A 24,131-nucleotide genomic window follows, 5' to 3' on the forward strand; every position below is an offset into this window, starting at 1 on the left:
CAAACATTACTACTTTGGTCTAACTTTAAACGGTGTCGTAAATTCGTTGTCGGAAAAAGTTGTGCCATGAATATTTACGTTAGACCTTTAGCCTTTGACTTCCAGATAAACTCTGCTTTCTCTCCCCATCGTATAAAATTCTTTTAATATTCAATACTCAAAATTAAAAGTGTGCCAGTTACGACATTAGTGACATGGCATGTAAGAAACCATAATTTTTAATCTATAGTATAGGTCTCTATACTATGGTATTTGGATTAATACGTAACCAATGCCATTTGTTGACGATAGTGATTAGGTGACCACTATTCGTACAACGAGGAAACGCCATGGCGCTCAAAAAAACATCGGACCCAGTCGCAGCACCCACAGTTCACGTGGATGCGAAAATGAGAAAAGAAGCTGAAGAGCAGCGCCGAAAAGCTCGGACGCTAGCAAGACAGCAACAAGCAGCTGAGCGTGTAGCGTCAGCTACAACCGAGCTTGTAAGTGGAGTAAACCAAGCGTCGAGCGCGACAGACCAACTATCCACAGCAGTAAGTGAAATTGCGGCGGGTGCAGAAGAGTCAAGTAGCGCCAGTCAAGAGAGTTTGGCTGCGGTCACTCAAATATCTGGCGGTCTTGCCGCACAGCTTGAGCTTGCTGGCGCCACCATGGATAAAACCAACGAGCTTCAAACCTATCTTGAACGCGTGGTCGGAGACCTAGGCACCATGATGACCAGCGTTAAAACTGCCTCAGAACACCAGTCACGCTCGGTAGTGATGATGAGTGAATTAGAGCAACAAGCGTCCAACATTGGAGAAGCCGTTAAACAAGTAACGCGCATCGCCGACCAAACAAACCTCCTTGCCTTAAATGCTGCTATTGAAGCTGGCCGTGCAGGTAAACACGGTAAGGGGTTCGCCGTAGTGGCCGATACTGTGCGAGCACTCGCTGAAGTATCAGATAAGAGCGCTACAGATATTGCCAAACAAATTGAAAAAATTCAGGAACAATCCAATCGCGTATCCGATGCAGTTAAATCCTCATCAGAAGCAGCGCTTGAAGAAGTAACGAAAGGCGAAGCAGTAACCGAACAGCTTGTCACTATTAAAGATGATATGAAGTCGATAGCAGACGGTGCAGAAGAATTACAAGCACAAGTTAAATCGATGGATGTTGCTGCAAAAGAAATTCAGCAAGGTTCAGAAGCAATTTCTTGCGCAGCAGACGAGCAATCTACTGCCGCTCAAGAAGTGTCGTCAAACGTGTCTGAGCAAAGTGTTGCGTTGTCGCAAGCTGAACAAGCAGCGCAGTCTTTAGAACTAATAACCGAAGAGTTGAAAAATAGTACTGATATAAACAAAAGTGCAGAAGAAGTCGCGTCCTCTGCAGAGGAATTATCAGCGGCACTAGAAGAAATTAATCGCTCATCTGCCGAAATTATGACTGCTCTTAACCAGGTTACCAATGGTTCACAACAAGCGGCGAGTTCAGTAGACCAAGCCGTCGGTAATATAGACTTATTGCGAGAGGGGGTTGATAGGGCGTCATCTCAGTGTGATTTAGCCCTAGAGAAAGGCAGTGCAATAACAGAACTTTTGACAGAAAACCGTGCACTTATTGAAGGAATGGTAAGTGGTATCAATTTAGCACTTGAAACAAGTAAAGAGAATGTGAGTGCAATCAATGAGATGGAGGCTATGACACGTCAAATAGACAAGGTCATAGACACCATCACAACCGTTTCAGTTAAAACCAGTATGCTGGCAGTAAATGGCGCGGTCGAGGCTGCCAGAGCAGGTGAGTATGGTAAAGGCTTTGCGGTTGTCTCAGCTGATATTCAAAGCTTAGCCGACGAAGCCGCTGAAAATGTTGAACAAATAAAAGACCTCATAAAGGCAATTCAGGACCAAACAGTTAGCGTAAAAACCGACCTTACCAATGTGGCTGAAAGCGCATCGCGCGAAGTTATGAAGGCAGAGCAAACAACTAAAGACGTCGCGAAGATAGCAAGAGATATCTCTGAAGTAGTGGATTACAACCAAGCCATGAAAGACCGTGGTGAGGAAATTGCTGCCGGTGTAACGCAAGCGCAGAAAGGGCTTGAACAGATAGCCGCTGCTAATGAACAGGCAAGCAGTAACTGTCAGCAAGCACTTAATGCAGCTGAGCAGCAGAGTAAAGGTATGGAGATCCTTGCAAAATCTATCGAAGAAATTGCCTCAGTAGCAGATGAGATGCAAAACGGCTAACGGTTCACCTTGTCAAAGGAGTCTTTCTTATGACCGATGTTTCAAATGTAGAAAGTACTGAAAACCTTCAGGACGACACAAGCGACGGTGAACAGCAATTCGTTTCATTTCTTGTTAATGAAGAGCGTTTTACCTTTCCGATGCACTCTGTAGGCGAAATAATACGTGTTCCTACCGTGGTGTCGGTACCACTCGGACCCGCTCAAATGATTGGCTTAGCCAACCTAAGAGGCAATGTTTTACCTGTATATGATTTAAGCATGATTCTGCTGGGTGTAAGCGCACAAATTACCGATGTGACCCGTGTTGTAGTGGTGGAATCGGAGCTAGGTAGCGTTGGTTTTATGGTAGATAGAGTTCTGAAGGTATTTGGCGTTCCTAACGATACAGTTATCGATAAAAAGTCGATGACAGAGTCGATAGCCTACGAATACATGCAAGGTATCATCAAACAGGATGACCAGCCTGTTGAGCAGATCCTCGACGTTTCTTCGCTTGCAAGGGCTCAAGCGGTAACCAAACAAGACGGTAATACCATGCAGCTGTCGGGTATGCGTCATATTGACAGTGACGAAGAGCCTATTGAATCAGATGACCTTAGCCTGCAGCAACTGGTTTGCTTCTCGCTTGAAGATCAAGAGTTCGCATTTCATCTGCAGGACGTTGAAGAAATCGTCCGTGTGCCTTCTGAAATATCTCAGCTTCCAGAAAGTGCGCCATCTGTATTAGGACTAGTGAATTTGCGAGGCCGCATTATTCCTATCGTAGACTTGGCAAACTGCATAGGCATGATGCACACCGATATTAACGAAGCCTCTCGTATCGTCATTGCACAAAACAGCGAATTCGGCAGCGTAGGGTTTGTGGTCGCTAAAGTAAGTAACGTTGTTTCAATCTCTGAAAGTGAACTGGAAGCAGTGCCATCGGTTTGTAACGACGGTGCGGAAACCGGGTTGCTAGAAGCGGTATATAGAAGCGACGGCGGTAAGCGCCTTGTCTCGATTATTAACCTTAACAATGTTTATAGCCGAGCGCTTAAGACTGCATTGAGCTCTCTGGATGAAGACATAAAGCAGGAGTCGCAGATGAGCGAGAACAATGATGTCGCAATCAACGAAGATGATTGTGAACAATACGTCATCTTCTGGATTAATGGTCAGGAGTACGGCGTGAGTATAGATGACACGCAAGAAATAACCCGTGTGCCTGAAAAACTAGAGAGCATTCCAAGCACGCCGGATTATTTAAAAGGGATCGTCAATTTACGAGGAACTGTATTGCCTGTAATCGATTTGAGAAGCCGTCTTGGTATTCCAAGCAGTGAGACGTCAGAGCGTCAACGTATTGTTGTGTTAACTAAAGACAAGCAGCGTACAGGATTTATTGTTGATGGTGTTGCAGAGGTGAAAACCGTGGTGAAACAGACTATCGAAACAGCGCCCTCATTGTCAGAAATGCAGTCTGAATTTTTAAGTCGATTAATTAAATTGAACGATGAAAAACGCATAATTCAAATTATTGAACCCACTGTTTTGTTAAATGACAACGCCGTGGCTCAAGCGCAAGAACAATGCTAATTGAATAGGTAATACACTAATTTATTTGATGGGAGATGCTATGTCGGTAAAGGTACTAGCAGTGGATGATTCAGCGCTGATGCGCAAACTCTTTACTCAATTATTTGAAAAAGAGGGGTTCACTGTTCAGGTCGCCCGCAACGGTGAAGAAGCATTATCTAAAGCCGTTGATTTTAAACCTGACTGTATAACACTCGATATCAATATGCCAGTGATGGACGGTATGACGTGCTTAGCTTTACTAAGAAAGTTATATCCATGCCCCACCATAATGGTGTCATCACTCACACAGAAAGGTGCTGCGATTACCTTAGAAGCACTTGCACTCGGAGCTAGTGACTTTGTTCTAAAAACAGGGGGCACTGTTACAAGAGATATCTCAGATATTGAAACGCCGTTAATTAATAAGATAAACGCGTTAGCGAAGACGGGAAGGGCGCAGCGCCCAATTATAAAAGAGCCCCCTGTAGTAAAGCAAAAGGTGGTTCGAAACAGTAAAACTGCACCTTTTGAAGTTGTTTTAATAGGCGTGTCTACAGGCGGTCCGAGAAAGCTTGAACACTTAGTGACTAATATTTCACCGTCGTTTCCGGCGCCCATAGTGATCTCTCAGCACATGCCTGCGTCATTTACGCAAGCGTTGGCAAAACGGTTAGACGGGCTTAGCCCGCTGAACGTTGTTGAAGTTGACTCAAGAATGAAACTTGAAGCAGGAAAAATTTACTTAGCGAAGGGGGATGCAGACTTAGCTTTTTCTAAAGCCGGCTCTGATATTCATGTGCGGCCTGTACCAGCGAGTCCCAGTTTCTTGTGGCATCCAAGTGTAGATCGTATGGTCGATAGTGCCCTTAGTTGTTATCAGCCCGTTTCTATGTTGTGCATTCAGCTTACAGGCATGGGATGCGATGGTGTAGCCGCGATGAGTAAAGCCTTTAAAGGAGGGGCAACTACTATCGCTGAAAGCGAAGCGACATCAGTGGTATTTGGCATGCCAAAGGAATTGATTGAAGCAGGTTGTGCAAGTCACGTTTTAGATAGTCCGAAAATAGTGTCAAAGTTAAATGCACTTTGTCGATAACAGGAGCTAGCGTTATGGGTTTAAAAAAGAAAACAGATACCAGTGTCGACACTCAAGCGCAAAGCGATGAAAAACGAAGTGCAGAGCGGACGCAGGAACAGCTGATAGCTGATTTGGCGTCAGCAGACAGCAGCACAAGGCGATGGGCAATAAGAGACTTAGCTAACACCGAAAATGCGCACAAAGTGTTTTTGGAGCGACTCCCTACGGAAAATGATCCAACTGTTATCGAAGCATTGTTTAGTGCGCTTGAGCACAATATGACGTACGCAGACGCTTCTCAAGTTGTGGTGATGCTAAAAAGCGAACAAGTACAACTGCGCAACGGTGCTATTGAGCTTATGCAGCAAAACCCGGATTTGTTTGCTCAAAATGTACATAAGCTTATGCAAGACGAGGACCCTGATGTACGAATTTTCTGTGTTGATATCATCGGTGCAGTTGCCCACCCCGAAGCATTAAGTTGGCTCCATCATATTGCACTAAATGATGATAATGAAAACGTTGTTGGAACAGCGTTAGATAAGCTTGCCGAAGTCTCCAACACTTCCACTTACGACATTCTTCAAACAGTAGAAGGCCGTTTTCCAAACCACGCTTACATTACCTTTGTTATTAGCCTAATACGAAATCAGTTAGGGAGTGCGTAATGAGTACAGCTACGTTAGAAAATATTACAGTGGCTGACTTTGAGCGATTTCGGTCTATGTTTTATAGAAAAACCGGGATCCACTTTGAAGATTCGAAGCGATATTTTGTAGACAAGCGTTTACATGAGCGGATGAAAGCGACGGGGCACTCTAGCTTTAAAGGTTATTTCACGTTTATGCGCTTTCAAGCATCAGGCGAGGAGTTTCAAAATCTTGTCAATGCTATGACGGTAAACGAAACATACTTTTTCCGCGAGGAATACCAATTTGAGGCGATGACTCGCTACATCATGGACGAGCTAGATAGCTATCGCTCGCCGGGCGAGGATTTACGTATATGGTCTGTGCCTTCAAGCACAGGTGAAGAGCCTTACTCTATAGCGATTCACCTTATCGAGAATTGGAAAGGGTTGGAACATCGGGATGTTGAAATTGCTTCCTCGGATATTGACAGTAACGTATTAGCATCAGCCAAAAAAGGGCTCTATTCGAAGCGTTCGGTTCAAAATATTCCCACAGCAATGATAAAGAAATATTTCATTGAAACTAATGGGCAGTTTCAGCTTTGTGAGGACATAAGAGAGTCTGTTTCGTTCTCGTTAGCGAATCTTTTATCAGGAACGAATATGAAGCAATTTCGAAATTTTGACTTAGTCTTTTGCCGAAACCTGCTTATTTATTTTGACGATGAGTCGCGCAAAAAAGCTGCACATGTATTGTTTGACGCAATGAAACCAGGTGGATACATCTTTTTAGGACACAGTGAGTCAATGAGCCGTATATCGTCTATGTTCAAGGTGCGTAAATTCGGTGATGTTATTGCCTACCAAAAGCCACTTGCAGGAGGGGCGTAACATGAAGACAGTAATGATAGTTGACGATGCGTCCACGATCAGAATGTTTCATAAAATGTTGGTATCTTCTGATGACCGCGTTGTAGAAGAAGCTGAAAACGGTGTTGAAGCATTAGAAAAGGCAATCGGTACCCCCGTTGATTTATTTTTGGTAGATGTAAATATGCCAAAAATGGATGGTTACCGGCTTTGTAAAGAGATACGACAAAACGAATTACTGCGTGCAGTACCGATCATCATGATTAGCACTGAGTCTGCGAGCCAAGACGCGCAGCGAGCCTATCAATGTGGCGCCAACTTTTACATGACTAAGCCCGTAAATGCAGACGCATTAAAGTCAATTGTGAGCGCTGTTTTGGGGGGGAATCAATGAGTGAATTACTTGACGTCTTTATTGGCGAATCTCGAGAGAACCTTGAGTCAGCAAGCCAAGAGCTTATTGAAATTCAAGCCTCAGGCCCATCATCAGACAAAGTAGATAAAATCTTTAGAGATTTGCACACTATCAAGGGGTCATCAGACTTATTCGACATAAAGCCGCTTACACGTTTGGCACACGCCGCTGAAGACTTGCTAGACAGCGTGCGGGCACAAGATGTCGAGTACAGTGACGACATTGGCGACCTACTTCTTGAAGCGCTTGACCAGATATCAATGTGGTTTGATGAGCTTGAAAGCGGAACGCAGAATCTTGGAGAGTGGCAGCCAATATCAGCCGACCTAGGTGCCCAGCTACGAGCTTTTATTGACCCGTCTCAAGCGGTAGCGCAGGGCGATGACAAGCCATCAAATGAAAGCGTAGAGTCAAGCGACTCAACATCAATAGGAAGTGCGGTATCTAATGTTCTTGACGCATTTGACGATGATGCCGACATAGCTCTGTTGGCGAAGAGTGGCTCACAAGACTTGTATGTTATCGAATACAGTCCAGATGAAGGCTGTTTTTTCCGCGGTGAAGACCCGGTTAATGTGACTTTAGCGCTACCTGGGTTACACGCACTTGAAATTAATGCGCCCAAGATGGCGGACGACGCAGACGTTTATCAATGTTTATTAAAAATCACTGCAATGGGCGAGGCTAGCGCAGATGCAATTGTGACTCATATGGCCTATTACGAAGGGCAATACACATTACATACGCTGACGCAGAAAGCGCTTAAACACCGTTGTAAAGAAAAAATCTTCGATTGTGTCGCGCAGTTCGATGACGAGGCATTGAACGATGCTCTGAACGAAGCTCGTGAGTCAGGAAATTGCCAAATGCTGCAATCGACGGCGGGTTTATTGCTCACATCCCAAACACATGAAATGCCATTGAAAGCGGTGTTATCGTTTTTATCATCCCATGACGATATGAGCTTCTTGAATGATGCCGATGCCGATGTCGATGTCACTGAAGAAGACGAAGCATGCGAGGCGAGTTCAAATGCGTCAGTGTCTGGTAAGCAAGGGCTTCTGCCTCATGAGAGAGAGCTTTTAGAGCAACAGCTTGCACTGCTTAATTCTGAAAACTATAACGCCGAGTTTATGTTTCCTTCAATCTCTATGGTTGTGGGTAATGTACTTAAACAAACTTTTAGCAATGATGCAGCGTTAGTTAGTGCTATTAATACCGCACTTGGGGAAAAACAAGATGATGAACCTGAAGCGGACAACATTGCTTCAGAGGACAGCAAGGCTGAAGTACCAGCAGCGGAAGAAGAGCCTACTCAACCGGCAAAAGCCGAGCGCCAGGCAGTGAAAATGCTTAAGGTCGACCAAAGTAAAATTGATTACTTGATGGACATTGTGGGTGAACTAACCGTCGCTAAGAACTCACTCCCTTATTTGGCAAAACAGGCCGAAGAAGAGGGAGGAAGTAAGAAGCTAAGCAAACAGATAAAAGCGCATTTTTCAATCGTTAATAGATTGACCGAGTCATTGCAAAGTGCAGTATTGCAAATACGTATGGTGCCGGTTTCTCATGTTTTTCAGCGCTATCCAAGATTAGTAAGAGATTTATCAAGAAAGCTCGATAAAAAGATCGAATTGTATATGCAAGGTGAAGACACTGAGTTCGATAAAAATCTCATTGAATCTCTCTCGGAACCACTTATTCATTTGCTGCGAAATAGTATTGACCACGGTATTGAATCACCCGAAGACAGAATAGAAGCCGGTAAGTCTGAGACTGGGCGAATAGATCTCATTGCTACTCCTCTGGATGACAGTGTCATTATTGAAATTCGTGATGACGGTAAAGGTATCGATCCCAATAAAATTAAGCTACTGGCTTTTCAGAAAGGAATTATTACAGAAGCTCAGCTCGAGAGTATCGACGACAATGAAGCACTCCAGTTAATTTTTGCCGCCGGCTTTTCTACTAGTGAACAAGTCTCAGATTTATCGGGTCGTGGCGTAGGTATGGATGCGGTCAGGACGATGGTAAGTCAAGCGGGTGGTACTATCGAAATGCAGAGTGAAGTGGGAGTAGGCTCTACTTTCAAGCTGTTGTTACCTCAAACCATGTCTGTAAATCGCGTTATGATGTTCGAAGTCAATGACCAAATGTTTGGCGTAAGCATGGATACAGTGGTAGAAACTGTAAAAGTACCCACACAAGATATCCAGCGCATACGTAATGAAAGTGTACTTGTGATACGCAATAAATTGGTGCCGCTTTGCAGTTTACGAGATGCACTAGGGTTTGAACAAAACGATGAAAAAGATGAACACTCGATATTGGTTGTGTCGACGCCACAGGGTGAGTTTGGGCTTATCATAGATAAGTTTCATGAAGGTATCGACGTCATTCAAAAACCTCTTGAAGGGGTGCTTGCGGGGTACTCACACTTCTCTGGTACCGCTTTACTAGGTGATGGTCGAGTACTACTTATTATCAATGTACAGGAGGTATTATCTACATGCCTGTAACGTATAAGAAGAAGGTGGCTGTGCTCACCGGACATTGTGAAATTGAAGAAGCGGAAACCTTATTTTCCTGGCTCACTGAAGATGCTTCCAGGCAGCTGAATTTAAAGGCATTAGCGACAGCTCACACCGCTGTTTTCCAAGTGCTGCTGTGTTTAAGACCAAAGGTTAGTGTACAGCCTGAATCATCAGAACTATATTGGTTAGTAGAGATGCTCAAAACCAACAATAACAAAGTGTGGTGTGAATGAGAGTGATAACGGTTGCAAATCGCAAAGGCGGAACAGCAAAAACCACAACGGTGGTGAATCTGGCTTTTGGTTTAGCGCAGCATGGCAACCGTGTTTTAGTACTCGACCTAGACAATCAAGGTCATGTATTGCAAGGATTAAGCGCGCTTGGTAACGAGTCGCAAACGCGTATTACATCTATGCCGCTGAAAGGTTTTTTTACCTCAATAGTTAAGTGTTGCGACAAAATATACGCGACTAAAGTGGACACCACGCGTGCTAATACTAATGAGGATATTGCGTTAGACGCTATTCGTCGTTGGTGTGATGGTGATGAAGTGTCACAGCAGTTTGATATGGTGATTATTGACACGCCACCCACGTTAAGTCCGCAACTTATGGCAGCCTTGTCTGCCGCCACAGACATCATTATTCCAGCTACACCTATGCCACTAGCGAGCGATGGCGTGCAGAAGTTACTCAATGCCTGCCGTAATGCAATGGTAGAGCGCAAGTTCAGAGCGACAAGCTTAACAATACTGCCTGTAATGGTAGAGCAAAGCTTGAAATTACACCGACAAGAGATGAGTAATTGGTTTGGTCGCTATGGACGTAACAAAGTGCTAAGACCAATACACAAAAACATAAAACTAGCCGAGGCATTTGCAGAAAACAAACCGATATTGGCGTACGCGCCGAATAGTCGTGGTGCGCATGACTATACTGAACTGTGTAAACAGCTAATCGGAATTAATGAAGAGGTAATGCAATGAGCGCAATACACTTAGTCGACGACTCAGCCACAATGCTGATGAGTATGGAGATGTTGTTAAAACGGGCGGGTTACACAGTAACCAAATCGGAGAGTGCTGAGGCAGCCATGGCGGCCCTTGAGTCCATTAGCCCTAAGTTGATTATTACAGATTTGAACATGCCCGGTATGAACGGCATAGAGCTTATACAAACGTTGAAAAAGCAGTCTAAATTCAGGTTTACACCGATGTTGATGTTGACGACGGAATCTCAGCAAAGCAGACGTGAAGAAGCCAAATCTGCAGGCGCAACAGGATGGTTAGTAAAGCCTGTTGAGCCAGAACAATTATTAGGTGTGGTAAAGCAGTTGGTGCCAACTGCATAAGGTTAAATTATGAAAGTACTTGAAAAAGCAAAGCAGTATTATGAAGTGGTACTCGCTGAAAAGTTTAAAGTGCTTACGGATAAGTTTAATAACGTTACGGACTCACTTTTGCTTTGGAGCGGTTTGGTAGGAGTGTCTGCTCTGGGTATGGCAATATCACTAAACGTGCCACCAGAGTTTTTAGGAGGGCAAGCAGGTACCCTAGTTACAATTTTGGGCTTTTTAAGCTTTATTTCATGGTATTCGTTTAGGCAAACGAATACATTCAAGACAAGCTTCAACAAGCAAGAAGACTATTTACGAGAGACATCTGAGCAACTCAACGAAACACATTCTCAAGTCAGTGAATATGTGGCAATCCTCAAGGGCCAAATGGACGGTATCAGTGCTATTACTGAAGATGCTTCGATGGAGCTGATGAAAGCGTTATACGAAATTGAAAGCAGTATTCAAGACAGTATGGATAACGTTGAGCTAGGCCAGAAAAATGCACTTAGTTGCAAAGAAAAGAGCGCTGATGAGTTTGATATGGCTGCTGAGCGCTTAGCGAGTATCAAAGAGATGATTGTTACACAGCGAGAGCAGCAAATAGCTGACACAGAAGCAATTCAAGGTGTTATGCGTGAGGTTGAAAACCTAAGAGAGCTAACCGAGCTGGTTAAAAATATAGCTTCACAGACTAACTTACTAGCGCTAAATGCGGCTATCGAGGCTGCTAGAGCAGGAGAATATGGAAGGGGCTTTGCGGTCGTGGCAGAACAGGTGCGCATATTGTCTTCCCAGTCTTCAGAAGCGGCTGAAAAAATCGAATCAGGTATTAAGTCAGCGCTCGACGCAGCGCATAGTCAAGGCGAGAAGATGCTCAATTCAACGCGGGCAAATGATACTTGCGAACTTTTAACGGGTTTCTCTGATTCGCTAGAAAATATTACAAACCACTATCGCGTATTAGAGGAACTTAACCCTAAAATGTTGGCTTGCTTCTCAAAGAGTGCAACCGAAGTTGCAACGAAGGTAAGCGGAGCGATAGCCAAAATTCAGTTTCAAGATATTATTCGTCAGCGCACTGAGCACGTGAAGTTAGAACAAGATGCTATCGTGAGTTTGTTCGGGCAATTTTCCTTATACATCAATAACCGCGAACACTTTGATGAATCGTTCAATTTAAGTACGAAGGAAATGTTTGAAAAATACGTCATGGAAGATCAACGTAAAATTCACTTTGACATTAATGAGTCATGCCCTGATAAAGAGAAAAATGAGTTTCAAGAGGCGCGCGAGCCTAAAATAGAGCTCTTTTAGTAGATGGCCCATGAGGGCCATTTGCATTTCAACTTGGTAGTTTGTCGAACCAGGATATTATTACTACAAGTGTTAGAACGAGTATAGAGACTACAATAATATTTTGTCTGCTGTCGCAAAAGCAACGTTCAGCTTGAAGTAGGCGGCCTCGTTAATAAAATGCGGGTAGGTTTCTGTGCTGGGCTCCCACACAATGTCTTTACCATCGAAAGTGCGAAATACCGGTTGTCCAGGTAGCAGAGGTTTAAAGTCGGCATCTTGAAGCGCGTGGTGGATCATCGCCGTCCGATAACCCTCTTCATCTAACGGAAACGAAACGTTTTCGCTTAATCGAAAAACTTCACATGGCGGTAAAGCACTAGTTGCTAAATTGCCTTTGTTATATGCCATACAAAAATCTAGAATAACTTCAGCCATCGTTTGAGTGAGCAAGTACACATCTTCTCGTAATACCCCCTGAGGCTGAGCGCCTACTTCAATCATTACGCCTTTTTTACCCGTTGTACACAGGTAACCGTGCTCTAAGTAGGGCTTCTCATCCTCAAGCAGAATGTTGGCTTCTGGCATATGATGTTTTACATAGCGTGCAAGCTGAATATGAAACTCGTCAGTTTCTAGAATAATGAGGGTAGCGCCCATAGCACTAGTGGTATTGTGTACATCAATAACCAGATCGGTTTTCGAATTTCCTTTCGGGCCAAACTGCTCATTGAGTGTTTTTGCAAGCATCGCTTCTTTAGCAATATTGTTCTCAGCTAAAGCGTCAAAAGTAAACTGTCTATTTAAATCCTGCTCCAAGAACCGAACATTTGCTGCCAATGCCTCTTTGTTCGCTATGTTAAGCGATACATTCAGGTCACTAAATCGCTGGGGTAAGCCGTGTTGTCGCCAGTTGCGAACAAGTTGTATGCCGCTTGTTTCGTTGCCATGGGTACCGCCTACCAGCGCAATAGAGTTAAGCATAGACCGATGTAATCCTTGTAGTTAATACCTGTAAGTTGTGTACTTACGTTGTAAATGCTTTTACATGCTAAAAGCGAGCTTTTGAGTGTATTGCAGTTTGTTGTGATAGTACACATTAGCGACATTCGTCAGAATACGTTTATGGAATAATTGAAAACAAAAACGCATTGGCAGGAGCCCTCAGCTTAAAAGAGCCCTCAGCGCGAAAAAGCCTTTAGCGCACTTCGTTAGCATATTGTTTTCTATAGCGCTTGGTAAGTTTAGCTGCTCGCAGCTGGTCTAAAATCAACGACACCAGTGCAATGGCATTATAAGTGGGCTTTTTACCGTCACCTAGTCGGCGAAGCTGTCTTTTTACCTGTGCCATTGTGGCAAGGCCTGCCAACGTTTTATCTTTCCAACCTACAACAGGGATTACACCCTCGATGTCTGGCGCTTCAAGCCATCGGTTGGGTAAATCTGGCGTTAGCGCTAATGCTGATGCTATGCCCACCAAATCGACATTGCTTTCAATTACCTGTTGGGCAACAGAGAGTCGGCGTATGCCACCCGTGGTCATAATCGGCGTGCGAGTTGTATCAGCAATTTGCTTCGCGAAGCTTAAAAAATAGGCCTCGCGAGAAAGTGTACGTTCATCGGCAGTGCGGCCTTGCATGGCTGGAGCCTCGTAGCTTCCGCCTGACAGCTCAACAAGATCGACGTTCAGCTGACTAAGCATTTCAACAACTTGCTGTGCATCGTTTACGTCAAATCCGCCTCGTTGAAAATCAGCTGAATTTAGTTTCACAGCAATATCAAAAGCGTTGCCACATTTCTCTCTCACTTTTTTTGCGATAGTAATAAGTAAACGAGCCCTGTTTTCTAAACTGCCACCCCAGTTGTCTTTGCGCTTATTAGTAAGTGGCGATAAGAATTGAGATAACAAATATCCGTGTGCTGCATGAATTTGAACGCCGTCATAACCCGCTTGTTGCGCAAGGCTTGCGGTAGTAACAAAGCGTTCAATAACGTCGTTAATGTCTTCTTCGGTCATGGCTTTTGGCTTTTCAAAAAGGCCAGAGTGCTTACCCATATCTAAAGCAATATCTGAAGGTGAGAGCACCTTACCGCCCATTTTCTTAAACACTTGGCGGCCTGGGTGATTAATTTGCATCCACAGGCGCGTGTTATTTTGTTTTGCTTCAGCAGCCAGTTTTTTAAAGGGCTCAAGCGGTGTGTTGGCTTCTAAAACTAAGCCTCCGGGGCCTGTCATTGCCAAATGATCAACCATGACATTTCCAGTAATAATTAGCCCAACGCCGCCCTCGGCCCATTTGCGATACAAGGTAAACAAAGCGCCTCCTGGCAGCTGATTAGCATCCGCCATGTTCTCTTCCATAGCCGCTTTTGCAATTCGGTTTTTAACAACATTCCCATTGGGTAGCGTAAAAGGAGTAAATACCACGGATGCCATATCGTCTTCTCCAAAAGGCATTAATCAAGTTGTGTTTACTATAAGCTTTAAGTTAACTTTAAGGTCAAGGTTAATTTTAAAAAGAAAAGCATATGCGTATTGGGCAATTAGCAGAAACAGTTGGACTACCAACAAGCACCATTCGATTTTACGAACAAAAAGGGTTAATGCCTGCAGCCGATAGAACAGCGAAGGGCTACCGCAAATATACCGCAGAAGCGGTGGAACGCTTAAAGATGATTAAGTTTGCAACCAGTCTTGGTTTTGCACTGGATGATCTGCCTGGCTTATTTGCCAGCGGTGAGGGGCTTGATCACGAACAAGTGATGGCTCATTTGCAAGATCGTACCGCTGAAATCAATCACCTTCTTAACACGCTAACTCGTCAGAAAACGCAAATGGAATATTTGACGCAACGCCTTGGCGAACTATGGAGGGCAGGGCACTGCATAAGTGCCTGTGAGTTAGATGGTTTACTTTCAGAACTTTCTACCACTAAAGAATCGAAGGTAATCTGATGTTACATCACAAATTAATGATGCAACGTGGTTTTTAATGTGCTGAAGAAAAACTTAATGCTTAAAAAAGTCTTCTTGCTGCTGGGCTAGCATCGCTTCTATTTCTTCAACGTCAATATGCTTTGGCGTAGCATCCTCAGCTGGTTTTCCTGCTATTTTTCTGTCTTCTGCTGCCCACTCACCTAAATCAATTAGCTGGCATTTTTTACTACAAAAAGGGCGGAATTCACTTTCAGGCGCCCATACAACCGACTTTGCACAAATGGGGCATTTTACTTCCATTGGAAACTCCACGAATAAAGACTTAAAAACACGATATACGGGTGTAGTTTAGCAGGCGGCTAGATGAAACTGAACATGGTCTTCAACTGCCGAGCTTCCATTGTCGTTCGATGTAAACAACATAAAGCGCAGGGCATAGCGATACTTGTTACCGCTAAGCGTAGGGTAATACCCTTCATCAACGCGACAGCGAACACGAATTAATTCGTTTTTGTCTTCTGCGACACCTTGGTAAAAGCCATTTTCGGCAGTGACCTCAGTAAACTGCCCTCGCTCACGAATGAACGACAAGCTTACTGCTATGGCATCGTCTAGCAACGCTAATGTCTCAAGCCATTTGGTTATATCAGACTGGCGCTGCGTAAGAGGTTGTTGTAACCAAAAATGAAGGTTTGGTAGGTCGAAACTACACGCGCCGCCTGGGATAGCAAAACGTTGCCTAATTGCGCTTAGCAGCTTTTCTTCTTTTAGGGCACTGCCAAAGCGTCTATCGCTTTTCAGCTTGTCGCGCAGTGTGATAACTGTTTTAAGCGCTTGTTCTAGCGCCGTACTGTCAATTTTGGGATGCTTCGACCAATACACTAAATTTCTTTCATGTGCTTCTAGGTCTTTTGTTAAATCGGATCGAAGATCTAAGCGCTCTATTAAATCAAGAAGTTCAAAAAGTTGTTGAAAGAAAACAAGCTGTAGATGGGTATGTTCTGTCTTCGCTGTAATTTTAATTTGCCCAAGCAGCTGCTCGACACGTAAATAATTACGTACTTTTTCCTTTAATGGAAATTCAAACACAGCGTCGTTCATGGATACCCTTAAAACACAGTTACTTAGGGCTAAAGCCTAATGCATCATTACGATTAAGCCAAGTATACTTGTTAACCCGATTGGTTTTTTGACGTCATTTGGTCAAAAAAGTTTCAAAATCAGGCGGTTCACGCTGGTTTTAATAGGTTTAAACCTTACCTTTGCGTATTACGCGTCTGAAAGGGCACTAAGTTTGGAATGAAGAACATCAACCTGTTTAGCAAGATGCTGAAGACTATCGCTGTTATCTAACACATCATCAGCTGCTTTTAGACGAACTTCTCTTGTTGCTTGAGAAGCCATGATGCTTTTAATTGTTTGTTCTGAACTGCCATCGCGCTGCATTGCTCGGCTAAGTTGCATAGCCTCAGGGCAATCAACCACTACCACGTGGTTACACATTGTTGTGAGGTTGTTTTCTACCAATAGGGGCACACTCAAAATACAGTAAGGGCCTTGAGATTCATTGATAAGCGCTATCATTCGTTCACGAATAAGCGGGTGCAATAGGATATTTAGCCACACTTTTTCATCACTATTGCTAAACACTTTCTCTCTTAGTAGGGGTCTGTTTAAGCTGCCATTTGAAAGTAGAATATCATCGCCAAAGTGTTCGCTTATGGCCTGTAATCCTTCTGAACCAATGGCAACGACGTCCCGAGCAACTTCATCGGCATCTATAATGTCTATGTTGTGTTTGGAAAATAATGCAGTGGCCGCCGATTTTCCACTGCCAATGCCACCGGTTAGGCCTACTACAAATTGGTTGCGCATTGTTGCCTCCGTTTAATACCTAAAACACTTTGGCTCATAGCACCATATCTAAATAAGCGCTTATGATTTCGCTTTTATAAAGCAGTGTAAGCCAGCCCGCAACAGCAAGGTAAGGACCAAAAGGTATTGCCAACGACTTTCCCTTATTTTGAATAACCATAATGGCAACACCAGCAATAGCGCCAACAAATGACGACAAAAGAATAATTACAGGAAGTCCTTGCCAGCCAGTAAAAGCGCCCAGCGCGGCAAGCAATTTAAAGTCGCCGTAGCCCATGCCTTCTTTGCCCGTAGCAAGTTTGAACAGCCAATATACCGACCACAAACTAAGGTAGCCCGCTGCCGCGCCAATAATAGCGTCTGTAGGGCTTACAAAAACATTAAACACGCTAAGCAATAACCCGGTCCATAACAGTGGCAGTGTTAGCTGGTCTGGAAGTAACATCGTGTCAATGTCGATAAATAGCAGTGAAATCAACACATAGGTAAACCCCACTGCCCACAATGCTTGTACAGATGGGCCGAAATGAAAGGCGGCGAAGGTACAGGCAAGCGCCGTGAATAACTCTACTAGTGGGTAGCGTATTGAAATTTTGGTTTCACAATTCGCGCAACGGCCTTTAAGAAACAAATAGCTAAGCACGGGAATGTTTTCCCATGCTCGTATTTTATGACCACAAGACGGGCATGTACTGTCGGGTTTAACAAGGTTGAAAGGCGTTGGTTGTTGGGCTTCTTCGTGCGCCTTTGCATTAGTCGCATGTTCGGCATTAGGCGATTCGGCTGTTGCTGATTGCTCGCTAAAGTACTCTTGATATTCACGCTTCCAGCTGCGCTCCATCATAATAGGCAAACGATAGATAACGACATTAAGAAAGCTACCTACCATCAAGCTGACAATGAAAACTAAAGCGTAAAAAAAGACAGGGTAAACCTGACTAAGTGTTATGAGTGACTCAGGGAATGACGCGTTCATGAAACCTTTCTTGTTATAAATATTTGGTGTGAAAGTTACCGAGCGCTAGTTATACCACGTTACCCATTTGGAAAATAGGTAAGTACATGGCAACAATAAGGCCACCAATAACCACGCCTAATACTGCCATTATCATGGGTTCTAGAAGGCTGGTTAGGCCGTCTACCATGTCGTCTACTTCGGCTTCGTAAATGGTAGCAATTTTACTAAGCATCTCATCTACCGAGCCCGATTCTTCACCAATGGCAATCATTTGTGTCACCATATCGGGGAACACTTGTGTTGCGCGCATGGCAACGTGCATAGGCATACCGCCGGCAACTTCTTTACGCATATACAAAATGGCGTCGCGATAAACGGCGTTGCCCGATGCGCCTGCAGCTGACTCAAGGGCGCCTATAAGCGGTACACCCGCGGCGAAGGTAGTGGCGAGCGTGCGCGTGAAGCGGGCAATACTGGCTTTCTTTAAAATTTCGCCTACAACTGGAATTTTTAAAATATTCTTGTCTACGTTGTCACGTAGTTTTTGGCTATTTCGGTGAGCTCTTACAAATAAATAGCCTGCCACACCAAGGCCAATGGCGATAAAAATACCGTAATCTTGTACAAACCTAGAAATACCTAGCACGAACAAAGTGAAAGCAGGAAGTTCTGCGCCAAAGCTACTGAATATTTCTTCAAACTGCGGCACCACAAAAATAAGAAGAATAGTGGTAACAATGAACGCAACAACCAAAACAGCAATAGGGTAAAACATTGCTTTTTTGATCTTCGATTTTAAGGCTTCGGCTTTTTCTTTATACGTTGCAATTCTATCGTAAATGGTTTCAAGCGCACCCGACTGTTCGCCCGTGTAAACCAAGTCGCAATACAGATCGTCAAAGTAAAGAGGGTGCTTCCGCAAAGCAGATGATAGCGGGTTACCCGATTTTACTTCATCGGTAATTTCGCCAAGGAGTTTACGCATGCTGGCCTTTGCATGGCCTTGAGCAATCATTTCTAAGCTTTGGATAAGGGTAACGCCTGCTGCAAGCATGGTGGCAATCTGACGGGAGATAACAGAAATATCAGAAGGCGTTATTTTTTGGCCGCCTGCGCCAAACAATGGCTTCGCGAGTTTCTTAACTTTGTTTGCAGAAATGCCCTGACGGCGTAATAAGTTCTTTGCTTCGGCAATTGAGGCAGCAGTAATTTCACCTTTTCTAGATTGGCCATGTCGGTCTTTTCCTTGCCAAGTAAATGTAGTGACTGCTTTTGCCATAGTCGGTTCTCTTCTTACTGCTCAGATTTACATGTCTGTGATTTTACAAAGCTTTATTTCCAAGAATTTTTTTCACAACGCTCTGTTTTCACAACACCGTTAATAAAAAAGCATACGCTTTTTCAAACAAAAAAGGCCCAGAGAATTCCGGGCCTTTCTTTAAAACTTGCTAAATTAGCATACAGTTGTTGGGTCGCAAGATTTAGTCCACTTAACGTTGCCGTCAGTTACGTCAGGCGTTAGTGTGAACGTTGCTGCACCAGAGCCAGCTGCGTTTTGTAGGCCAGAGTTACCTGAAGCTGTTGCTGAGATTACGCCGTCAGCTGTTGTAACACCTACTGTGTCAGCGTCAGCAGTGATTGTTGCTGGGATGCCGTTAGCCGCTTGGTCACATGCAGTGATGTCTGCAGTTGACGCGAAGCAAATTTCTACCGCAGTTTTAGCTGCTGCTGTTGCGTTAGTTACTTCAGTAAACTTAGCTTTCTGCGTGTAGTTTTGGTAAGCAGGAAGTGCGATTGCAGCAAGAATACCGATGATTGCAACAACAATCATTAATTCGATTAGGGTGAAACCTTTCTGGTTTTTAGCGTTCATGTTCATCATGGCCTTTCTCCGGGACGTGTATAACACGTTAAGTTTAAATTTAATTCAAATTGACGTTTATACCCGGTTCGCTTTTTGAACGCCCCTGGTACTTGATACTCAGTATAGAATTTTTATTGTCTGTGACAAGTATAGCGAAATATACCTATGTCTTACTTTTTCAGTATGACACGTTCTGCTACGCGTTTGCATACGTGAAGCGTTAAACTTTCGGATAATACACAAATACTTACGAACGTATAGCTAACAATACACTGAATGTTTACTGGTCTTGATTACGGGCGGCGGTGCGGCGACGGTGTGAGCTATGCTACGCGTGAAACACTGGCTCGTGGGGCATATACCTGCTTGCAGATAAAAGGAAGCAACGTTGCACTTCCTTTTTATTGATATTGCCTTACTAGTCTAAATTTATCCTTAGCGACAAATCGATAGCTTGAACATGCTTGGTCAATGCGCCAGAAGAAATATAGTCTACGCCCAACGTTGCCAGCGATGCCAAACGCTCGTTAGTAATATTTCCAGATACCTCGAGTTTACATTGCCCGTTGTTTATTGATACTGCCTGTTGGATCTGTTCATTAGTAAAATTATCCAGCATCACAATATCAGCACCTGCTTGCATGGCTTGCTGAAGTTCTTCAATGTTTTCAACTTCCACTTCTACCAGTTTGCCTGGCATCATTTCTTTTGCTCGCTGTACTGCTTTATTAATGCCGCCGCACGAGAAAATATGGTTCTCTTTAATTAGAAAGGCATCGAATAAACCCACACGGTGGTTTTGACCGCCGCCACAGCGAACTGCATATTTTTGAGCGAAGCGAAGACCGGGTAGTGTTTTACGCGTATCGAGAATTTTTGTAGCGCTGTTCGATAGTAGCTTGGCATAGAACGATGTAACGGTTGCCGTAGCTGACAGAGTCTGTAAGAAGTTAAGCGCGGTACGCTCGGCAGTTAATATAGCGCGCGCCGAGCCCTCTAAACTCACTAACACAGTATCTGCACTTACGTTGTCGCCGTCAGCAACGTGCCAATTGACTTCTACCGACTCATCGATAAGTGCAAACGCTTGGTTCACCCACGCTACACCGCAAACAACACAGTCTTCGCGAGTAATAATGGTGGCTTTGGCGCTAACATCTTCATTAATTAGATTAGCAGTAATGTCATTTGCGGCGTTTAGTTCGCCACCTAAATCTTCAATTAACGCGTTAGCGACTTGTTCGCGTATTGCTTGCATATCTGGTGATGTCATCTTCATCGCTGTTATCTACTTCAAAGGGTACGCAATATTAACCAATCTCCGCGCTGAGTAAACTCTAATTGGCGAAGAACGCTCATTCCAAGCAAAATATGGTCATCTTTCATGCCTGGATTTAAGTTGGCGTCTACATTACGCAGCACAATATCGCCAACGCGCAGTGTATCAATGATGGATTCTGATATACGCACCGTACCATTGGCTGTGCTCGCTAATCCTTCTCTACCTGCTTTTAACTGCAACTTATTAGCAAGGTGGGCCGGTACAGCAACGTCGGTTGCGCCTGTATCAACCAAAAAGATAACTTCTTCGCCATTAATAAAGCCGGTTGTAACGTAGTGACCTTGCCTATTTTGTTTAAGTCTTACTTCGGTTTGTGAACCAATGCGCTGAGACTCGGGCGTGCTGTTAGGGTTAACCTGTTTGTCAAGTAAATCGGAAAACACAAAAGCCAAAAGGCCCAGCCCGCAAATCCACGCTAAAGCCACCATCCACTTGGCGGCACTATTATTGTCGTGTTTTTCAGTCATTCATTGTGGCCTTTAGTGAAATTTCCACGTTGCTGTTACTCATAGGGTTCGTCCTTGCTTGATTTTATTTGTCGTACAGTGTCACACTTTAAATCATGTAGTCGAATACACAACAATTCAAATAAGTATGGTTTTTTACCCTAGTGCGCAACGCACATTAAGCCCGTTTTACGATGAACGACCCAGTGAAGACGATATTAGTCTGCTGGTTATTCACAATATCTCATTGCCACCTTCTGAATTTGGCACATCGGGCATAAGAGATTTGTTTACAGGAAATCTCGATGTAAACGCGCATCCTTTTTATAAAGAGATAGCAGAGCTTCGGGTTTCTGCTCACTGCGTTATTTATCGTACGGGTGAAATTGAACAATTCGTACCGTTTAATGCGCGTGCATGGCACGCCGGTGTGTCAACGTTTCAAGGTACAGGGCGATGCAACGACTTTGCTATTGGTATTGAACTAGAAGGTACCGATACGCTGCCCTATACCGACGAGCAATATGCGTCGCTTCAACAAGTTAGTGAATTCATTATTAATCACTATCCTCGGATCACTTTAGGGCGTATTGTGGGTCATAATGATATTGCGCCAGGTCGAAAGACCGATCCGGGCGAAGCATTTGATTGGGCAAGATATAGAACAAGCTTACGAAGCATGCTCTCACATAAATAAGGAATTTTTCAAACCATGATACTAATGAGCCTATTGTTGGTACTGAGTTTAGAAAGAATAATAAGCAAAGGCACCGATTGGCATATAGAGACATACGCTGTTTCTTACAGACAGTTTATGACCGAAAATGGGTGGTTTTCTGAAAGTAGCAGCAACACGAATTTCTACCTTGTAATGTTACTGCCTGTATTGTTGCTAGCGGCAATAGAATACTGGCTGCTAGGTGCGTTTTTTACGTTTATAGAACAAAGCATTGTTTTGTTTATCTGCATAGGCTGCCCTGCGCTTAGGACCACCTACAAATGTTTTTTAAACGCTGCAGACCGCGGCGACTTACAAGCCTGTAGCATGTATACCGACCAGCTTGGACATTGCTCATCAGGTCATGAAAGCGACGGAACGGCTGGTGCTGAAGGTAAAAGCTTTGGCCAACACCTTACGTGGCTCAACTACCAGCACTACGCTGCGGTAATGCTATGGTTTATTGCGTTTGGTGCGCCTGGTGCTCTGTTTTATTGTTTAACTAGAAGTACTACAGACGCACTTTGTAGCAGTGAACACCCACTTCGCGAAGCGTCGGCCCGCTTAATGTTTGCATTAGACTATGTACCTGTTCGAATAACCGCATTTGGTATGTTAATCATGGGACACTTCTCTCGTGCACTTCCTGAATGGCTTAATTATGCACTTCAATTTGATGTGCCAGCTTACGATGTGCTTACCTCAATATCATCAAAAGCAGAAATGCTTACACCAGAAGAGCAAGAGCAACAGGCTGAAAATGCAGCAGTAGAACCGAAAGTATTAGTAAAATTAGCTAAACGTAATGTTATTTTTTTACTAGTGATTACTTCAGCACTTACCCTTGTGGGCAGCTTGGCATAGTGAACATTTTTTACATTTAACATTACCTTTCATTTTAAAGTGCGCTTGGTCTAAAAATAATTTGTATGTAGATCAAGCGCTTTTCACCTCTTTAAAGTAATCGTTGCTCTCGTCAGACCAGTTCAAGGTTTTCGACTTTTCTTAACAAATTCAATAATAAAGCTTTACAGCGAGCAAACTGCTCATGCTTTGCTATGCTCTAGAGTATTTACCTCAAAATAGATCTGCCTTAAACTGTATAGGTAAAATGGTATTACCAATTGTGTTGATGAATAAATTTTCTCCGATTATTTTTTACATTCACACGTGTTATGCCGATTTGTTACGCCGAATTGTTACGCCATTATGCATTTTAAGGAAAAGGACAGATAACGCGCATGCGCCAGCAGCGAAAAAAACTCTCTGATGTAATCACCGAGCAACTCGAGTCAATGATTCTCGACGGTACGTTATTGGCTGGTCAAAAGTTACCGCCAGAAAGAGAGCTTGCGCTTGAATTTGACGTGTCTCGTCCATCGTTAAGAGAAGCCATAGGTAATTTGCAGGCTCGCGGGTTAGTTGAGCGCAAACAAGGGGGCGGTACGTTTGTAAGCCGCAACCTAAATGCAGCAATGAAAGACCCGCTTATGGATTTAGTTAGCCAGCGTCCAGAAACACAGTTCGACTTGCTTGAATTTCGTCATGCGTTAGAAGGTATGTCTGCCTATTACGCGGCGCTTCGTGGACAGCCTGAAGATTACGATGCGCTAAAACAAGCGTTAAACGAGCTACCCACGCCTGGCGCCAAAGACAGTAAACGGGCACAAGCAGAAGCGCTTGGTCAGTTTTACATCACCATGGCGCGAGCTTCTCATAACATGGTGCTTCTACATGTAATGAGCACTATGCAAAGTATGTTGGTTGACAATATAGAACGGAATTTAGACATGCTGGCTTCGCACTCTGAAGCGGTGGAAGACATTGCTAAGCAGCGTCGAGAAATTGTAGATGCTATTGCCTCACGCGACCCTGAAGCAGCACGTCAGGCATGTAATACGCATCTAGCGTTTATTGAAAAAACGCTACTAACAATAAACCAACGTGACACGCGAGTTCAGCGCGCGTTGCGTAGATTAGAAATTTAGTTAATTAACCCGTTAGTTAACTATTCATTCGCAGAGGCCGGTCGGGTT

25 protein-coding genes are annotated in these 24,131 nt (G+C 43.9%); 15 read left to right on the top strand and 10 right to left on the bottom strand.

The features are described from left to right. Positions 1–329: 329 nt before the first annotated feature. Genes ACGHAV_RS05640 through ACGHAV_RS05690 form a run of 11 tightly spaced genes read left to right on the top strand, consistent with a single transcriptional unit; the run spans position 330 to position 11,976 of the window. Complete coding sequence (locus ACGHAV_RS05640) at positions 330–2,237, top strand: methyl-accepting chemotaxis protein (protein ID WP_390377577.1); 1,908 nt, start codon at positions 330–332, stop codon at positions 2,235–2,237. Positions 2,238–2,266: 29 nt separating this feature from the next. Continuing rightward, positions 2,267–3,814, top strand: coding sequence for a chemotaxis protein CheW (locus ACGHAV_RS05645; RefSeq protein WP_390377580.1), 1,548 nt, complete (start codon positions 2,267–2,269; stop codon positions 3,812–3,814). Positions 3,815–3,854: 40 nt separating this feature from the next. Next, on the top strand, positions 3,855–4,892 hold the full coding sequence (gene cheB / locus ACGHAV_RS05650; protein ID WP_390377583.1) for a chemotaxis-specific protein-glutamate methyltransferase CheB: 1,038 nt from the start codon (positions 3,855–3,857) through the stop codon (positions 4,890–4,892). A gap of 14 nt (positions 4,893–4,906) precedes the next feature. After that, complete coding sequence (locus ACGHAV_RS05655) at positions 4,907–5,542, top strand: HEAT repeat domain-containing protein (protein WP_390377586.1); 636 nt, start codon at positions 4,907–4,909, stop codon at positions 5,540–5,542. After that, a complete protein-coding gene (locus ACGHAV_RS05660) occupies positions 5,542–6,396 on the top strand; it encodes a CheR family methyltransferase (RefSeq protein ID WP_390377589.1) in 855 nt (284 codons plus the stop codon). The genes ACGHAV_RS05655 and ACGHAV_RS05660 overlap by 1 nt, the downstream gene beginning before the upstream one ends. Before the next feature lies 1 nt (position 6,397). After that, positions 6,398–6,769: a response regulator gene (locus tag ACGHAV_RS05665; protein ID WP_334013590.1), complete on the top strand. Its 372-nt coding sequence runs from the start codon at positions 6,398–6,400 to the stop codon at positions 6,767–6,769. Next, on the top strand, positions 6,766–9,309 hold the full coding sequence (locus ACGHAV_RS05670; RefSeq protein ID WP_390377593.1) for a chemotaxis protein CheW: 2,544 nt from the start codon (positions 6,766–6,768) through the stop codon (positions 9,307–9,309). Before ACGHAV_RS05665 ends, ACGHAV_RS05670 begins: the two co-directional genes overlap by 4 nt. Next, on the top strand, positions 9,300–9,557 hold the full coding sequence (locus ACGHAV_RS05675) for a hypothetical protein (protein WP_390377596.1): 258 nt from the start codon (positions 9,300–9,302) through the stop codon (positions 9,555–9,557). The genes ACGHAV_RS05670 and ACGHAV_RS05675 overlap by 10 nt, the downstream gene beginning before the upstream one ends. After that, positions 9,554–10,309 carry a ParA family protein gene (locus ACGHAV_RS05680; RefSeq protein WP_390377598.1) on the top strand — a complete coding sequence of 252 codons (756 nt, stop codon included), beginning with the start codon at positions 9,554–9,556 and terminating at the stop codon, positions 10,307–10,309. Before ACGHAV_RS05675 ends, ACGHAV_RS05680 begins: the two co-directional genes overlap by 4 nt. Next, positions 10,306–10,674 (top strand): response regulator, encoded by a 369-nt coding sequence (locus ACGHAV_RS05685; protein ID WP_390377601.1) that lies wholly within the window; start codon positions 10,306–10,308, stop codon positions 10,672–10,674. Before ACGHAV_RS05680 ends, ACGHAV_RS05685 begins: the two co-directional genes overlap by 4 nt. Before the next feature lie 9 nt (positions 10,675–10,683). Continuing rightward, positions 10,684–11,976, top strand: a complete 1,293-nt coding sequence (locus ACGHAV_RS05690; RefSeq protein ID WP_390377604.1) for a methyl-accepting chemotaxis protein — start codon at positions 10,684–10,686, stop codon at positions 11,974–11,976. A gap of 90 nt (positions 11,977–12,066) precedes the next feature. Here ACGHAV_RS05690 and ACGHAV_RS05695 read toward each other — a convergent pair whose 3' ends face one another. Then, the gene (locus ACGHAV_RS05695) at positions 12,067–12,939 is read right to left on the bottom strand and encodes an aspartoacylase (protein ID WP_390377607.1); all 873 of its coding nucleotides are present in this window, start codon (positions 12,937–12,939) and stop codon (positions 12,067–12,069) included. Positions 12,940–13,153: 214 nt separating this feature from the next. Continuing rightward, positions 13,154–14,392, bottom strand: coding sequence for an NADH:flavin oxidoreductase/NADH oxidase family protein (locus ACGHAV_RS05700; RefSeq protein ID WP_390377610.1), 1,239 nt, complete (start codon positions 14,390–14,392; stop codon positions 13,154–13,156). A gap of 92 nt (positions 14,393–14,484) precedes the next feature. On the opposite strand from ACGHAV_RS05700, the gene ACGHAV_RS05705 reads away from it, so the two are divergent. Next, positions 14,485–14,910: a MerR family transcriptional regulator gene (locus tag ACGHAV_RS05705; protein WP_390377613.1), complete on the top strand. Its 426-nt coding sequence runs from the start codon at positions 14,485–14,487 to the stop codon at positions 14,908–14,910. Between the two features lie 54 nt (positions 14,911–14,964). Here the strand turns inward: ACGHAV_RS05705 and yacG are convergent, their stop codons facing one another. From yacG to ACGHAV_RS05745, 8 genes are all read right to left on the bottom strand, one after another. Continuing rightward, positions 14,965–15,192 (bottom strand): DNA gyrase inhibitor YacG, encoded by a 228-nt coding sequence (gene yacG, locus ACGHAV_RS05710; RefSeq protein WP_334013581.1) that lies wholly within the window; start codon positions 15,190–15,192, stop codon positions 14,965–14,967. Positions 15,193–15,240: 48 nt separating this feature from the next. After that, positions 15,241–15,993 carry a cell division protein ZapD gene (gene zapD / locus ACGHAV_RS05715; RefSeq protein WP_390377616.1) on the bottom strand — a complete coding sequence of 251 codons (753 nt, stop codon included), beginning with the start codon at positions 15,991–15,993 and terminating at the stop codon, positions 15,241–15,243. 168 nt (positions 15,994–16,161) lie between these two features. Then, on the bottom strand, positions 16,162–16,767 hold the full coding sequence (gene coaE / locus ACGHAV_RS05720) for a dephospho-CoA kinase (protein ID WP_390377619.1): 606 nt from the start codon (positions 16,765–16,767) through the stop codon (positions 16,162–16,164). 34 nt (positions 16,768–16,801) lie between these two features. Further along, positions 16,802–17,743, bottom strand: coding sequence for a prepilin peptidase (locus tag ACGHAV_RS05725; RefSeq protein ID WP_390377622.1), 942 nt, complete (start codon positions 17,741–17,743; stop codon positions 16,802–16,804). A gap of 49 nt (positions 17,744–17,792) precedes the next feature. Continuing rightward, positions 17,793–19,004 (bottom strand): type II secretion system F family protein, encoded by a 1,212-nt coding sequence (locus ACGHAV_RS05730; protein WP_334013577.1) that lies wholly within the window; start codon positions 19,002–19,004, stop codon positions 17,793–17,795. Between the two features lie 174 nt (positions 19,005–19,178). Further along, a complete protein-coding gene (locus ACGHAV_RS05735; protein WP_334013576.1) occupies positions 19,179–19,607 on the bottom strand; it encodes a prepilin-type N-terminal cleavage/methylation domain-containing protein in 429 nt (142 codons plus the stop codon). 400 nt (positions 19,608–20,007) lie between these two features. After that, positions 20,008–20,862 carry a carboxylating nicotinate-nucleotide diphosphorylase gene (gene nadC / locus ACGHAV_RS05740; RefSeq protein WP_390377626.1) on the bottom strand — a complete coding sequence of 285 codons (855 nt, stop codon included), beginning with the start codon at positions 20,860–20,862 and terminating at the stop codon, positions 20,008–20,010. A 20-nt stretch (positions 20,863–20,882) separates the two neighbouring features. After that, positions 20,883–21,398 carry a TIGR02281 family clan AA aspartic protease gene (locus ACGHAV_RS05745; protein ID WP_390377629.1) on the bottom strand — a complete coding sequence of 172 codons (516 nt, stop codon included), beginning with the start codon at positions 21,396–21,398 and terminating at the stop codon, positions 20,883–20,885. A 127-nt stretch (positions 21,399–21,525) separates the two neighbouring features. Between ACGHAV_RS05745 and ampD the strand changes: the two genes are divergently transcribed. The 3 genes from ampD to ACGHAV_RS05760 all read left to right on the top strand — a co-directional run bounded on the left by ampD (position 21,526) and on the right by ACGHAV_RS05760 (position 24,083). Next, the gene (gene ampD, locus ACGHAV_RS05750) at positions 21,526–22,074 is read left to right on the top strand and encodes a 1,6-anhydro-N-acetylmuramyl-L-alanine amidase AmpD (protein ID WP_390377632.1); all 549 of its coding nucleotides are present in this window, start codon (positions 21,526–21,528) and stop codon (positions 22,072–22,074) included. A 15-nt stretch (positions 22,075–22,089) separates the two neighbouring features. Beyond that, positions 22,090–22,959, top strand: coding sequence for a beta-lactamase regulator AmpE (ampE, locus tag ACGHAV_RS05755; RefSeq protein ID WP_390377635.1), 870 nt, complete (start codon positions 22,090–22,092; stop codon positions 22,957–22,959). 377 nt (positions 22,960–23,336) lie between these two features. Next, positions 23,337–24,083: a GntR family transcriptional regulator gene (locus ACGHAV_RS05760; RefSeq protein ID WP_390377638.1), complete on the top strand. Its 747-nt coding sequence runs from the start codon at positions 23,337–23,339 to the stop codon at positions 24,081–24,083. Positions 24,084–24,131 lie beyond the last annotated feature (48 nt).

The organism is Alteromonas sp. MTD1, assembly GCF_042848195.1.
Classification (GTDB): Bacteria; Pseudomonadota; Gammaproteobacteria; order Enterobacterales; family Alteromonadaceae; genus Alteromonas.